The sequence below is a fragment of the Streptomyces collinus genome, from assembly GCF_031348265.1.
Lineage (GTDB): Bacteria > Actinomycetota > Actinomycetes > Streptomycetales > Streptomycetaceae > Streptomyces > Streptomyces collinus.
Genome location: NZ_CP133771.1, coordinates 1,497,046 through 1,511,305, shown reverse-complemented (window position 1 = coordinate 1,511,305; position 14,260 = coordinate 1,497,046). Strand labels below are relative to the sequence as shown.

At 72.3% G+C, this 14,260-nt stretch carries 10 protein-coding genes; 5 read left to right on the top strand and 5 right to left on the bottom strand.

Annotated features, from left to right (window positions below):
* Positions 1-2 precede the first annotated feature (2 nt).
* Genes RFN52_RS06705 through RFN52_RS06695 form a run of 3 tightly spaced genes read left to right on the top strand, consistent with a single transcriptional unit; the run spans position 3 to position 4,310 of the window.
* Positions 3-983 carry an FAD binding domain-containing protein gene (locus RFN52_RS06705; protein WP_184843687.1) on the top strand — a complete coding sequence of 327 codons (981 nt, stop codon included), beginning with the start codon at positions 3-5 and terminating at the stop codon, positions 981-983.
* Complete coding sequence (locus RFN52_RS06700) at positions 980-3,223, top strand: xanthine dehydrogenase family protein molybdopterin-binding subunit (RefSeq protein ID WP_184843684.1); 2,244 nt, start codon at positions 980-982, stop codon at positions 3,221-3,223. Before RFN52_RS06705 ends, RFN52_RS06700 begins: the two co-directional genes overlap by 4 nt.
* Before the next feature lie 4 nt (positions 3,224-3,227).
* Positions 3,228-4,310 carry an XdhC family protein gene (locus RFN52_RS06695; RefSeq protein WP_184843681.1) on the top strand — a complete coding sequence of 361 codons (1,083 nt, stop codon included), beginning with the start codon at positions 3,228-3,230 and terminating at the stop codon, positions 4,308-4,310.
* Here RFN52_RS06695 and RFN52_RS06690 read toward each other — a convergent pair.
* On the bottom strand, positions 4,261-6,999 hold the full coding sequence (locus RFN52_RS06690) for a helix-turn-helix transcriptional regulator (RefSeq protein ID WP_184843678.1): 2,739 nt from the start codon (positions 6,997-6,999) through the stop codon (positions 4,261-4,263). The genes RFN52_RS06695 and RFN52_RS06690 overlap by 50 nt on opposite strands.
* Positions 7,000-7,575: 576 nt before the next feature.
* Here RFN52_RS06690 and RFN52_RS06685 point away from each other — a divergent pair.
* Positions 7,576-9,849, top strand: a complete 2,274-nt coding sequence (locus RFN52_RS06685; protein ID WP_184843675.1) for an MMPL family transporter — start codon at positions 7,576-7,578, stop codon at positions 9,847-9,849.
* Between the two features lie 143 nt (positions 9,850-9,992).
* On the opposite strand, the gene RFN52_RS06680 is transcribed toward RFN52_RS06685, so the two are convergent.
* Positions 9,993-10,367: a GntR family transcriptional regulator gene (locus tag RFN52_RS06680; RefSeq protein ID WP_184843672.1), complete on the bottom strand. Its 375-nt coding sequence runs from the start codon at positions 10,365-10,367 to the stop codon at positions 9,993-9,995.
* Entirely contained in the window at positions 10,364-11,332 is a 969-nt protein-coding gene (locus RFN52_RS06675) for a hypothetical protein (RefSeq protein WP_311240911.1), read from the bottom strand. Before RFN52_RS06675 ends, RFN52_RS06680 begins: the two co-directional genes overlap by 4 nt.
* A gap of 144 nt (positions 11,333-11,476) precedes the next feature.
* Here RFN52_RS06675 and RFN52_RS06670 point away from each other — a divergent pair, with 144 nt between their 5' ends.
* Positions 11,477-13,192, top strand: a complete 1,716-nt coding sequence (locus RFN52_RS06670) for a sigma-70 family RNA polymerase sigma factor (protein ID WP_311240910.1) — start codon at positions 11,477-11,479, stop codon at positions 13,190-13,192.
* Positions 13,193-13,230: 38 nt separating this feature from the next.
* On the opposite strand, the gene RFN52_RS06665 is transcribed toward RFN52_RS06670, so the two are convergent.
* Together RFN52_RS06665 and RFN52_RS06660 are read right to left on the bottom strand one after the other, a co-directional pair.
* Positions 13,231-13,755 (bottom strand): GtrA domain-containing protein, encoded by a 525-nt coding sequence (locus RFN52_RS06665; RefSeq protein WP_184843660.1) that lies wholly within the window; start codon positions 13,753-13,755, stop codon positions 13,231-13,233.
* 111 nt (positions 13,756-13,866) lie between these two features.
* Complete coding sequence (locus RFN52_RS06660) at positions 13,867-14,247, bottom strand: PPOX class F420-dependent oxidoreductase (protein ID WP_184853814.1); 381 nt, start codon at positions 14,245-14,247, stop codon at positions 13,867-13,869.
* Positions 14,248-14,260 lie beyond the last annotated feature (13 nt).

The following is a 14,260-nucleotide window of genomic DNA, read 5'->3' as shown; positions in this document are numbered from 1 at the left end:
CCGTGCAGCCTTTCCAGTACGTTCGCGCACGCAGCGTCGGCGAGGCGGTCGGTCTTCTCGCCCGTCACCCGGAGGCCGAGGTGGTTGCCGGGGCCACCGATCTGACCACGCTGATGCGTGACGGTATCCGGCGGCCGAGCCACCTCATCGACCTCAACGGGCTCGCCCTCGACAAGATCTCCGCCCTGCCGGACGGCGGGCTGCGCATCGGCGCGCTGTGCCGCAACACCACCGATGACCAGCGGATCGTGCGGCGTTTCCCCGTCCTTGCCGAGGCGTTGCGCTCGGGTGCGTCCCAGCAGATCCGCAACCGCGCCACCTTCGGCGGCAATCTCCTGCAGCGGGTGCGCTGCCCCTACTACCGGCAGCCCGAGTTCGCCTGCAACCGCCGCGATCCTGGCTCCGGCTGCGCGGCGCTGGACGGTGACAGCAGTCGGCACGCCATCCTGGGCACCAGTGGCTCCTGCGTCGCCGTCCATCCGTCCGACTGCGCCGTCGCGCTCCAGGCACTGGACGCCGAGGTCGTGGTTCGGGGAGCCCGTGGGGAGCGACGTATCCCGATCGACGCCTTCCACCGGCTGCCGGGCCGCACGCCCGAGCGCGAAGTCATGCTGCGCGACGACGAGATCATCCTCGCTGTCGAGCTGCCGGGCCGGGCCTCCTCGGCGCACTCCCACTACGTCAAGTTCCGCGAACGCGCCTCGTACGCCTTCGCGTTGGCGTCCGCCGCCGTCGCCGTGGAGGTGCGCGGCGGCACGGTCCGCTCGGCCCGGATCGCGCTGGGCGGCGTTGCGCCCAAGCCCTGGCGCGCGAGGGCGGCAGAGCGCGCCCTGCTCGGCCGGCCCTTCGACGAGGACGCCATCGACGTGGCCGCCCGCGCGGCGACCAGTGGCGCGGCCCCGCGCCCCGACAACACGTACAAGGTGAGCCTGGCCCAAGCGGTCGTGCGGCGGGCCCTCACCGAACTCGGAGGTGCGCGATGACGTTCAGGACCGACAGTACCGAAATTCCCGAATCCGGGATCGGCGCGCCGGTCAACCGCGTCGAGGCGCGCGACAAGGTCACCGGCTCGGCCCGCTACACAGCGGACGTGCGTCTGCGGGGTATGGCGCACGCCACCGTCGTCACGAGCACGATCTCCGCGGGCCGGGTGCGCCGTATCGACACCACCCGCGCCCTGGGCGCACCCGGCGTGCTCACCGTCATCACCCACCGCGACCGGATGCCCTGGCGGGGCACCCCCGCCGACACCGGCTACCTCGAGAATCGCTTCCCGCTCGCCGACGACAAGATCGCTTACTCCGGGCAGCACCTCGCGATCGTCGTCGCCAAGAGCCTGGAGCAGGCCCAGCACGCGGCATCGCTCCTGGACATCGACTACGAGGTGCACGAGCCCGTGCCCACCATGGAGGAGGCGTTGCCCGACGCCCACACCGCGAGCGGGCGCCTCATCCGCCCGCCGTGGCCACAGCACGTGGTGCTCCCGCCGGGTGCCGACCCGCAGGCGGCACTGGCCGGTGCGGACGTGCGTACCGACTCCACCTATCGGGTGCCGCACTTCAGCCACGTGCCGCTGGAGCCGGGCGCGGTGGTCGCCGAGTGGTCGGGCGGCACGCTCACGCTGCACGACTGCAGCCAGGACGTGCACGGCCACCGGGAGGTCGTGGCCGCCGTGTTCGGGCTGCCGCCGGAACGCGTCCGGGTACTGTCCCCGCTGGTCGGCGGGGCGTTCGGCAACAAGACCGACGTGTGGGGGCACTCCCTGCTCGCGGCGCACGCGGCCAGGGTGGTCCGACGCCCCGTCAAACTCGTGCTCAGCCGCAAGCAGGTGTTCACCTCGACGGGCCACCAGCCGCCGATCGTCCAGCGCATCCGGCTCGGCGCCGGCGGCGAGGGCAGGCTCGCCGTGATCCTCCACGACACGGTGAACGCGACCGAGGTGCGCGGCGACCGGCCCGAGCCCGCCATCGTCTCCACCGCGGCCTCCTACGCCGCACCGGTCCTGGCCATGGACGCGAAGATCACCAAGGTGAACATCGGCCCGTCCATCAGCCTGCGCTCCCCGGGCGACGCCCCCGGCTCCTTCGCCCTGGAGAGCGCCATGGACGAGCTGTCCTACCGCCTCGGCATGGATCCACTGGAGCTGCGCCGCCGCAACCACCTGACCACGGATCCGCTGACCGGCAAGCCGTGGAGCGCCAAACACCTCCTCCAGGCCTACGAGATGGGAGCCGAGCGCTTCGGATGGTCCCGGCGCACGGCCGAGCCCCGCTCGATGCGTGACGGCGGCGAACTGGTCGGCTACGGCATGGCCACCGCCGTACGCGGCGAAATCCCCGACCAGGCACGGGCCGAGGTGGAGATCCGCGCCGACGGGACGGCCCAAGTACGCACGGCCACGCAGGAGATCGGCACCGGGGCCCTCACCCTCGTCGCCCAGATCACGGCGGCGGGCACCGGCGTGCCCCTGGGCAGGGTGTCCGTCCGCGCGGGCGACACCAACCTGCCCAGGACCGCGGGCAACGCCGGCTCGCGCACCACGGGCTACACCGGCTCCGCCGTCCACCTCGCCGCGGAGAAGGCCCGCAAGGCCGCGGTGCGGACGGCCGTCACCGACCCGGACTCGCCCCTGTACGGCCTGGCGGACGGCGAGGTCGAAGCGGCCGACGGGAGGCTGTTCCACCGGGACGACACCAAGCGCGGGGAGACGTACCGTGCCCTGCTGGCCCGCAACGACGGCAAGCCGGTGCTGGCCGAGGCCAGCTACACCCCCCGGACCTCCCACTCCGTGGCCACCTTCGGCGCGCACTTCACCGAGGTGCGGATCGACCCGGACCTGCCGAGGGTCCGTGTCACCCGGCACGTGGCGGTCTTCGACGTCGGCCGGATCACCAACCACAAGGCGGCCAGGAACCAGGCCCAGGGCGGCATCGTGTTCGGCATGGGCTGGGCGCTGATGGAGAAGCTGACGCCCGATCCGGTCTCCGGCCGTTACATCGACCCCGCGCTCACCGACTACCACATCCCGGTCAACGCCGATGTCCCCGACATCGAGGTGCTGTTCATCGACGAGCCCGACACCATCGCACACCCGCACGGCAGCAAGGGCATGGGCGAGGTCGTCTCGGTCGGCGTCGCCGCGGCCATCGCCAACGCCGTTCACCACGCCACCGGCAGGCGGATCACCGAACTGCCCATCACCCCCGACAAGCTGGTGGGTTGACGCAATGCGCGACATTCTTCCGCAGCTGGCGGGGTGGTGGGCCGAGTCCCGGCCGTTCGCCCTGGCCACCCTCGTCGACGCAGCCGGCAGCACACCCTTCCCCGTGGGCACAGCGATGGCCGTCGACGGCGCGGGCGCGGCGCTCGGCGCGATCAGCGGCGGCTGCGTCGACGCCGACGTCGCCGCGACGGCGCAGGAGGTGCTGCGCGACGGCCGCCCCGTGCTGCGCCGCTACGGCTCCGCCGGACCCGCCAGTGGACCGTTCGACGTCGGTCTGACCTGCGGAGGCACGGTCACGGTTTGGATCGAGCCGGTGCCGCCGGACAGCGCTTGGTGGCTGCCCGTCCTGGCCATGGCGGTCGAGGCCGGGCGCCCCGCCGCGCACGCCATACGGCTGCGCGACGCCGGCTCCCGGCACCTGGTCGTGCTGCCCGACGGCGGCCGGGAGGGCAGCCTCGGCGCGGGCGAGGTGGACCGCGATGCCGAGGCGGCGGTGCGGAGCCTGCTGCCGGAGGGCGGCACCGCGGTTCTCGGCTCCGGTCCGCAACCGGACGTCTTCGTCGCCGCACACGCCTCCCCGCCGCAGCTGGCGATCGTCACCTGGACGCCGGTGGCCGGGCCCCTGGCCCGGATCGGCGGCGAACTCGGCTACCGGCCGATCGTTCTGGAGCACCGCCCGGTCTTCGCGGCGCAGGCACGGGACGCCGGTGTGGAGGTGCTCCCCGGGCTGCCGCAGACGGGGCTGCGCACCCTGCGCGGCGAAGGCACGCTCGACCGCCGCTCCGCCGTCGTGGTGCTCACGCATGACGCGCGGGTCGACGTACCGGCGCTGCTGGAAGCCGCCGAGGCGGGCGTCGGTTACCTGGGCGCGATCGGTTCGGCGGCGACGGTCCGGGACCGGAGCGGACGGCTGCGCGACGCCGGACTCGACGAGGCGGGGCTCTCGGCGATCCACTCGCCGATCGGCCTCCCCCTCGGCGGCCGTGCCCCGGCCGAGGTCGCCACGGCGATCGCGGCCCAACTCGTCGCCGTACGCGTCAGCCCACGGCATCCAGGTCCGCGTCGCGCAGTTGGGAGCGGCTGCTGATGCCCAGCTTCGGGAACACCTTGTACAGGTGGTAGCCGACGGTCCGCGGGCTCAGGGAGAGCCGCGCGCCGATCTCCCGGTTGCTCAGCCCCTCCGCCGCCAGTTGGGCCACTTGCAGCTCCTGGACCGTCAGCCGAGCCGAGGGATCGCCGCCGCGCTGCCGTGGCGCACCCCCCGCAGCGCGCAGCTGGGCGCGGGCGCGCTCCGCCTCGTCCCGCGCCCCGAGGCCCGCCAGCGTCTCCAGTGCCGAGCGCAGCTGTGTTCTGGCCTCGCCCTCGCGCCGGTTCCTGCGCAGCCACTCCCCGTACAGCAGCGCCGTATGCCCCCGGGCGAGCGGAGCGTCCGCCGCGCCCGGAGCCGAAAGAGCCGCCTGGAAGTGCTTGTCGGCCGTGTCGCCCTCCGCGAGCAGGGCGCGGATGCCGTGCCGGGACAGCTCGGGCCAGGCCAGAGTGGTCCGCTCTGACCACTCCTCGAACGCCCACGCCGAGTGCTCGGCGGCTTCCCTGCGGTCCACGCGCACCTGCGCCTCCACCACGTCGAGGACGGCCTGCCGGGCCACCTGGCGGTGGGCGAACGGTGAGCCCGGCTCGCCGAGCGCCGCCAGCCGTTCACAGGCCTCCGCGTACTCTCCGGCGGCCAGGGACAGCCGCCCCAGCGCCCACTGCGCGGTGCCCGCCGCCGACCTGTTGCCCTGCGGCACCGCCAGAGCCTGGGCGCGTTCGGCGTACGCGCGGCATTCCGCCGCCTCGCCGCGCCCTGCGGACAGCAGGGCCAGCACCGCGAGCAGATCCGCCTCCAGGACGGGCTGCCCGACGTCCCGGGCCATCCGCAACCCCTCCTGCGCGTGCGCCTCGCACTCGGGCCACAGCCCGATCCGGTACTCCATATCCGCGAGCCACGACAGGAGCAGTCCACGGACGGCGAGCATGCCGGACGTCGCGAAACGGTCGCAGGCTTCCAGGATGAAGGACCGGGCCGTCCGAGGGGAGGGCCCGAGATTGCTCAGCGCCGCAGGCCATACGTGGCGGTGGGCGTCGTTGCGGCTGAGGTCCTCCGGCGCGGCCTGGAGGATCTGCCAGGGAGTCAGCCCGTCCCGGGGACGGCCGGCGACCGCGTCCGCCAGCCAGCTCCCGTACCGCGCATACCCGGGATCCTCGCCGCCGGCGGCTTCGATGAGGCGCGCGGCCCGCAGGGCCTCGTCCGTCCGGTCGGAGCGCAGCGCCCCGTCCACCGCCATGAAAGCCAGGGTCACCGCCTGCCCGGGGGAGTGGTTGATGAGCGCGGCCGCACTGTCCAGCAGCCGGGCCGTCGCCGCCTGCTGATCGCCGCCCCAGAGCTCCATCATGCCGCGCAGCCGGTCCAGTTCCAGCTGAGTCCCGCCGTCCGCGGGATGGGACAGCGCCTCCCTCAGCAGCGGCTGGGCCAGCTGAGGGCTGCCCGACTTCCAGGCGGCCTCGGCCGCGGCGGCGAGCCGCCTGGTGCGCTGCCGCTCCGTGGGGCTCAGCAGCGCGGCCCGGTGCAGTACGGCCGCGGCCACGGCGAGTCCGCCCCTGCGGCGCACGGTGGCAGCGCCGGCTTCCAGTGCTTCGGCCAGTTGCTCGTCGGGGCCGGTGGCCGCGAGCGCGCGCTGCCACACGGCCCGTTCGCGCTGCCCGCCCTCCGGGGGGCGCGCCGCCAACTCGTCGGCGAGCGCGCGATGCGCGAGCGCACGCCGGCGAGCGGAGGCGTCGGCATACACCGCGGCCCGTACCAGCGGATGCCGGAAGCGCAACCGGGCACCCGACACCTCCTCCAGGTACCCGGCGGCCTCCACGACGTCCAATGCTTGCTCGTCGACCGCCAGCCGCCGGGCTGCCGCGAGCACGGTGCCGGTGTGGCCGCTGTCCTCCGCTGCCGCCACCAGCAGCAGGGTGCGGGCCGATTCGGGCAGTTCCCGGGTGCGTTCGGCGAAGACCTCGCGAAGGCGCAGGCTGAGCGGGGCGGTTCCGGTGAGGACGACCTTCTCCGCGACCTCCGCCGGACTTCCCAGCCGTACCAGTTCCTGCAGCGCCAGCGGGTTGCCTCCCACGGCGTCGGCGACGGCGCGCCTGGCCGGACCCGGAGTCCCCCAGCCGTGCTCGTCGAGGAGGGCGGACGCGGCGTCCTGGGCGAGCCCGCGGAGCGTGAGCCGCGGCAGGTCCCGAGTGGTCTCTCCGGCTTCGCGGACGGCGGCGAGGAAGGCGATGGGGCGGCCTTCGAGGCGGCGGGCGGCGTAGAGCAGCACACCGGCGGTGGCCGGGTCGAGCCAGTGCAGATCGTCCGCGACGAGCAGCAGGGGGGTGCGGACCGCGGCCCGGTCCAACAGGGACAGCACGGCCGTACGGACCATCAGATCCGTGGCGGGCGCGGTGGACAGGCCCAACGCGCTGCGCAGTGCGGTGACTTGATCGTCCGGCAGCTCCGGCAGCCGGTCGAGCAGCGGTGTCAGCAGCCGCTGTAATCCGCCGAAGGCCAGGGCGACTTCGGCCTGGACGCCCGAGCAGGTCAGTACGCGCGTGCCGCTGCCGGCCGCGGCAACAGCACGCCGTAGCAACGCGGTCTTGCCGACCCCGGCATCCCCCTCCACGATCAGCGCTCCGCCCCGGCCCGCGCGGGCCTCTGCGACAAGCCGGCTCAGTGAGTGGAGTTCCTTCTGCCGCCCGTAGAGCATGCGGTGAGGCTACCTCTGCGTGTCAGTGGTGGTGGGTGAGGAACACCTCAATTGGGTCGATGTGTGGCGCGAGGGATCTCAGCAAGGCTATTGTCGAGCGGTAGAACGACCGGTCTTTCTTCGAGGGTGGTCCTCTGGGCTGTCTGGCGGGTCCGCCTCCAGCTGGAGGACTCTCGCGAAGCGCCGGTGAACGTCGAACAGGGATGAAGAACCTCCATGACACCAATCCGTTCCGGGGCAGACCTAACCGACACCGTGGGGGCAGGTCTCACGCGAGCCTCCACCGGACCGGCTGCCTGATCGGATCGGCCTGACCACCTCAGGCAGAGTCTTCTGGGCTGCCGTCGAGTCGCCCGCACGCTGATCGACGAACAGCAGCCGACGCAGGACGTCCTCCCTGTGCATATCGACGCCGTGGTCCTCCCCGCCCCCGGCTCAACCATCGCCCGACAAGGCCCGCACTCAGCCCTGACGTGCCCGCACGTCGTAGGGCCGATCAGCCCTGCTTCCTCGCCGGGCCGGTCACCCCTGCCCCGAAGAACCCACGACCCACGACCTGACTGGGAGTACGCCCTCGTGGCCACGTTTCTCTACAGACTCGGCCGACTCGCCTTCAGGCGACGGCATTTCGTCGCCCTGATATGGGTGGCACTGCTGACGCTCGCGGGCTTCGCCGCGGCCAGCGCCCCCACGGCGGGCAATACGTCCTTCTCCGTCCCCGGCACCGAGGCCCAGAAGGCTTTCGACCTGCTGGAACAGCGCTTCCCCGGGATGAGCGCCGACGGCGGCACCGCCCGAGTCGTCTTCAAGGCACCCGCCGGCGGGAAGATGACGGACGCCGCCCACAGGAACACCGCGCAGAAGACCGTCGACGAGCTGGGCGAAGGGTCTGAGGTCGCCTCCGTCGCCGACCCGTACAAGGCCGACGCCGTCAGCAAGGACGGCACGATCGCCTACGCGTCGGTCAAGTACAAGGTCCCCGGCATGGAACTGGAGGACGGCACCCGGGAGGCCCTGGAGGATGCCGCGCAGGACGCGCGGGACGCCGGGCTGACCGTCGAGGTCGGCGGTGACGCGCTCCAGGCGCAGCCCGAGACCGGCGCCGGCGAGATCATCGGTATCGCGGTCGCCGCCGTGGTCCTGGTCATCACTTTCGGCTCGTTGGTCGCGGCCGGCCTGCCGCTGCTGACGGCGCTCATCGGCGTCGGCATCGGAGTCTCGGCGATCACCGCCCTCGCCAGCGCCCTCGACCTGGGCTCGACCACGTCGACCCTGGCCTCGATGATCGGCTTGGCGGTCGGCATCGACTACGCCCTGTTCGTCGTCTCCCGCTACCGGACCGAACTGGCCGAGGGCCGCGAGGGCGAGGAGGCGGCCGGCCGGGCCGTCGGCACCGCGGGGTCGGCGGTGGTGTTCGCCGGCCTCACGGTCGTGATCGCGCTGGTGGGCCTGTCCGTCGTCAACATGCCGATGCTGACGAAGATGGGCGTCGCGGCAGCGGGCACGGTCGCCATCGCCGTCCTCATCGCACTGACGATGATCCCCGCGCTGCTCGGTTACGCGGGTCGGAGGGTCAAGCCGGCGGGCGAGAAGAGCAGGTTCCTGGGCGGCGCCCGGGCCGCGCGGAAGGCCGCTTCGTCCAAGGCCGAGCCCAAGCCCAACATGGGCACGCGCTGGGCGAGGTTCGTCGTACGCCGTCCGATCGCCGTACTGCTCCTCGGCGTCGTCGGCCTCGGCGCCGCCGCCGTCCCAGCCGCCTCCATGGATCTGGGCATCGGGGACGACAGTTCGCTGCCGACCTCGACGACGCAGCGCCGGGCGTACGACCTGCTGTCCGAGGGCTTCGGCCCCGGCTTCAACGGCCCGCTGGTGGTCGTCGTCGACGCGAAGGCGAGCGACGACCCGGATGCCGCATTCACCGCGGTCTCCGACCAGATCAAGGGCCTCAAGAACGTCGCGACCGTGATGCCGGCCGCCCCCAGCGAGGCGGGCGACACGGCCACGATCACCGTGATCCCGGACGCCGACCCGTCGTCGGTGACCACCGAGGACTTGGTGCACGCGATCCGGGACGCGGGCGCGGACATCGAGGCCGACACGGACGCGGACGTGCTGGTCACCGGTACCACAGCCTTGAACATCGACGTCGCGCAGAAGCTGAACGACGCGCTGATGCCGTACCTGGCCCTGGTCGTGGGCCTGGCGTTCCTGCTGCTGATCGTGGTGTTCCGCTCGATCCTGGTCCCGCTGAAGGCGGCCCTCGGATTCCTGCTGAGCGTGATGGCAGCCCTCGGCGCCGTGGTCGCGGTCTTCCAGTGGGGCTGGATGGCCGACCTCGTGGGCGTCGACGAGACTCGCCCGATCGTGGCGATCATGCCGATCTTCCTGATCGGTGTGGTCTTCGGCCTCGCGATGGACTACGAGGTGTTCCTCGTGACCCGGATGCGAGAGGCGTACATCCACGGCGAGAAGCCGAGCCAGGCAGTGGTGACCGGCTTCAACCACGGAGCACGGGTCGTGACGGCCGCGGCGGTGATCATGATCGCGGTGTTCGCGGGATTCGTCGGCTCCAGCGAGGCCATGGTCAAGATGATCGGCTTCGGCCTCGCGATCGCGGTCTTCTTCGACGCGTTCATCGTGCGGATGGCGGTCGTCCCGGCCGTCCTGGCTCTGCTCGGCAAGAAGGCGTGGTGGCTGCCGAAGTGGCTGGACCGGATGCTGCCGAACGTGGATGTCGAGGGGGAGGGGCTGCGGATGCAGGATGACCGGGCCCACTCGTCGGGCTCGCCCGGCTCGGGCGACGCGAAGGGTGCGGGTCCGGGTGAGGAGCAGGGACTGGTGAAGGTCTGAGTGCTCGGACCTCGGCGGCCCCCGGTCTGACGGTGTGCGGTGAGCACATCATCGGGCCGGGGGCGCTGTCGGTGGGCGGACGGCTTCTCCGGCTGGAGAGGATCGGGCTGGTGGTGCCGCCGCGGGTGGCGGGCCGGCCGTCGTCAGTCCAGGGCCTCGCGGATGGCGGTCAGGATGGCCTCGGTGTCGGCGCCCAGAGCGCGGGCAGCTGAGGTGAAGTCCCGGGCCAGCGTGGCGAGTTGGTCCGGAGCGGGGCGGGGCGGTTCGGACGGGGGTGTCGCGACCCGGGTGCCTGCCCCACGGCGGGTGCGGATCAGTTTCGCGGCCTCCAGTTCACGGTAGGCGCGGGCCACGGTGCCCGGTGCCAGGCCGAGGTCGGTGGCGAGCTGACGTACGGTCGGCAAGCGCTCGTCCTCGGTCAGTCGGCCGGTCACGATCAGGGCGGCGAGCTGGGCCCGGATCTGCTCGTACGGCGCTACCGGGCTGGCGGTGTCGACGCGGACGGTGAGTGCGGTCATCGTCGGGCCGTCCGGGGTACCACCACGGTGAACAGGGACCACGCCAGAGAGATCAGGGACAGCAGGCCCAGGGGGTAGATCGCCAAGGAGGTGACGGTGCCCATCAGGCCTGCGCAGTTACTGTGCGTCAGGTGGCTGTGGATCATCAGAACGACGATCGACAGCTGGGCCGAGACCAGCACCCCCCAGGCTGCGATGATCGCCCACGAGCGGTCGCGGCGCTGCTGGTCGTCGCCCGCACGGCGGGCGACACGATGCAAGGCCCAGGTGCAGGCGGCCGTGCCGATGGCGAGAGAACCGAGGATCTGGCTGCCGTGGAACATGCCGGGCCAGAGAAGGACGGCTGGTTCGGTTCCGTCACAGCCGTCATGCGCCCCGATCGCCCGGCTCATGGCGTCTTGGGTGCCCAAGGCGTCCCCCACACCCGCCAGCGCGACGAGGAACACCGCCTGGAGGAGAAGCAAGGCAGTGATGCGGGCCGGTACATGGTCCCGGACCCGGCGTGGGGTGAGGCCGGCGGTGCGTACCGCGTCCCGAGGGCGGGGGGTGAGGGCGTCGCCGAGCAGGACGCCGCCCACCGCGCACAGGCCGAAGGCGGTCACGAAGCTCACCAAGGGCACGCCGGCGTCGAAGCTGCTGATGCCGTGATTGGTGAGGTCCGCGGTGGCCCATAGCGGTGCGGCCACGACGCCGACAGCGAGACCGGCCCAGCGGGCGTAGCGGTCGGCGTGGGCGCGGGGGCGGGATTCGGGCTGGTGAGTATCGAGCATCTGAAGACCCCAGTGGGTGACGGCGGCTGCGCAGCCTGCACCGGCGGCTGCGCAGCCTGCACCGGCGGCAGCGGACGCCGCCTGCTGCAAGCCCAGCTTGTATCGAGTGATAAGTACAAGATGCTCGAGGACACATCTTGTGTCAACGGCTCGATACAAGTTGGGGCCCGTGCACTGCGGCACGTCGTGTCCCACGGTGAAGAGCACACCTTCCGGACCGGCCGGGCAGTCAGCCGCTCAGGTTCGCGGCGCGTTGTTGTTATCCCGCTCCTCGGGCCGGGGTCTCCCATATGACAGGCAAGGCACTTCGAGCATCGGGAAGGGAAGTGGTCAGCCGTGGTGGCGAGTGGGGAACGCGACGCTGCGTTGGTCGAGGCGGCCCGGCAGGGGGCCCTGTGGGCACAAGACGAGCTGGTCGCCGCGTATCTGCCGTTGGTGTACAACATCGTGGGCCGGGCACTGAACGGGGACGCCGACGCCGACGTCGACGACGTGGTGCAGGAGACCATGATCCGTGCGCTCGGCGGGCTCGGCTCGTTGCGCGATCCAGAACAGTTCAGGTCCTGGCTGGTGGCCATCACGATGAACCGGATCCGCAGCCACTGGCACACCCGCCAGGCAGCGCCGGCCGTTGCAGGACTGCAGGACCTCCACGACGTGGCCGACCCCGGCGCGGACTTCGTTGACCTGACGATCGTCCAACTGCGGCTTCAGGGACAGCGGCGGGAGGTGGCCGAAGCCACCCGCTGGCTGGATGAGGCCGACCGGGAGCTTCTGGCGCTGTGGTGGCTGGAGGCCGCGGGCGAGCTGACCCGACGCGAGGTGGCCGCGGCGCTCCAGTTGACGCCGCAGCACACCGCGGTGCGGGTGCAGCGGATGAAGGCCCAGTTGGAGACGGCCCGCCTGGTGGTGCGGGCGCTGGCCGCGGTGCCTCGCTGTGTGCTGCTCGACGCCGGCATCGGGCTCTGGGACGGCGTCCCGTCGGCGCTGTGGCGCAAGCGGATCGCGCGGCACGCCCGCGACTGCACGCTGTGCTCGCGCCTGCAGGCCGGCCTGCTGCCCGCCGAGAAGTTGCTGGTGGGCCTGGGGCTGGTGGCATCGGACGGGGCGCTGTCCGGTCTCGCGGGGCTCGCGCCCGTCGGAGGCGACGGCTTGCCCGCCCAGAACGCAGCCTTCGAGACCGGAGTGCAAACGGGTGCAGACGGTCCCCCGGACCCGGCCGTGCACACAGATCAGGGGAGCCCCGCCGAGCTGGCCCAGCACAGTGGGAAGGCCGACCCGGACGCCGACGGCCGGTACCCCGCCGTCGGGGCGGACGCCACCGTCCTTGGCGCGCCGGGGAGCGGCAATCCGCCTGGACGCCGCAGCCTGCGCATACCACGCCGCATACCGAGGCGGCGTCGTGCCGTCGTGGCCGCCGCCGTCACACTGATCACCGCCGGCGGCACCGGCGCGGCCATGGCCATCCTGTCGCCGGACACCGGGCACCAGCCGGTGCGGGCGATCACCACCCCCGAGGGGGAGCCCGAGTCCGCACCCGGATCCTCGACGCCGTCGCCGACCGCATCCCCCACGAGGTCGGCCACGGCCGCATCCACGGCCTCGCCGTCGTCCCCGGCGGCTACCAGCCCGCCGCCCACCGGTATGAGGCCCACGAGACAGGCGACGCCGCCCACGCGCACCTCAGCCCCGAAACCCACCACCAAGACGACCCCGACCCCTCCGTCACTGGCATCCCGGCTGATCGCCTTGCTCAACGAACGTCGCCGTGCGCTGGGACTGCCCGACGTCAAGGAGAGTGCCCAACAGGTGCGAGCAGCCCAGGCGTGCGCGGACAAGAACGCCGCCCGGCAGCCCGGCCCCAGCGAGCACTGCGGCTACGAGGTCCTCTACTGGTCCCCCAGTACCTCCGCCACACCGGAGGAGATGATGGAGACCTGGTTCAACAGCCCCGGGCACAAGGCAGCCCTCACCCACCCCACTTCCCGCAACGCCGGCGCCGGAAGCGCCGTGGGCCCGAGCGGACTCATCTCCGCTCTCAACATCGACTACTAGGCCCCGCCGCTGGGGCGTGATGTGGACGTCGGTCCCGGTCAGGCGGCGTGGCCCAGCACCACCGGCCCGGCGGGTGCCGCGGCGCGGGCCGCGCTTGCGGGCACAGGACGGATGGTGGGGACGGTGGCCGTGACCTGCGAGCGGCCCCGCGCGAAGACGACGAGGCGCAGCACCGCGAACCGCGCGATGCCGGCGAGTGCGGAGGCGGACAGGTAGACGACCTGCTCGAGCACCACACCGGGTGCCGCCACCAGTTGGTGCAGGACAAGCATCGCCACGGAGGTCACCGCATACGCGGCCGCCGCGGACCCGGCCGACTGCGCATGCTGGCGCCGGGTCGCGCGCCCGCCTGCGCCGAACGTGAAGCGCGCATGCAACTCGGTGGCGAGGAGCGTGGAAACCACGGTGATCAGAGCGTTGGCCAGGCCCCAGTAGATCCACGAGGCGAGGACCGCCACGGCGAAGCTGGAGGCGAGCCCCACTCCGCCGCCGAAGAGTACGAAGCGGGCGAAGGCGGTGAAGGTGCCGGGTGCCGCCCGCTGTTGACTCTGCGCTGTCTCCATGATCCGACCCCCTTGATCGCTCGCCCTTGTGTGCCGTGACCGTCTGACGGCATTCACCGAGGCCATCCGACAAGCAGCCCCTGCCGCAGAAGCTGACGGTGCGTCATCCTGTTACGGGGTGAGCCGCACGCGGATGCCCAGCGTGCTGTCCGCGCCCCGCAGCCGGCTCTGGAGGATCAGGAGGCGGCCGAGGATGCCGTACTTGCGGGCGATGAGTTTGCGATAGCGGGCGCCGGTCGCCTCGTCGGTGATCTCGGCGGTGGCCGGGACCTGTTCGCCGGTCGGTTTGCCGCTCAGGTCACAGGGGCCGACGAGGATGTCGCCGCGGGCCCGGATCCGCTTGACCTTCCAGGAGTCGGCGGGGGTCCGCACGCCCAGAGTGTCGCCGTCGCGGACCACCCACACCGGGGTGGTGACCGGGGTGCCGTTCTTGCGGTAGCTGGTGACGAGCATGTACTTGCCGGCGCCGAGCTGGTCCAGCGTGTCGTCCATGATGCGTTCGTGC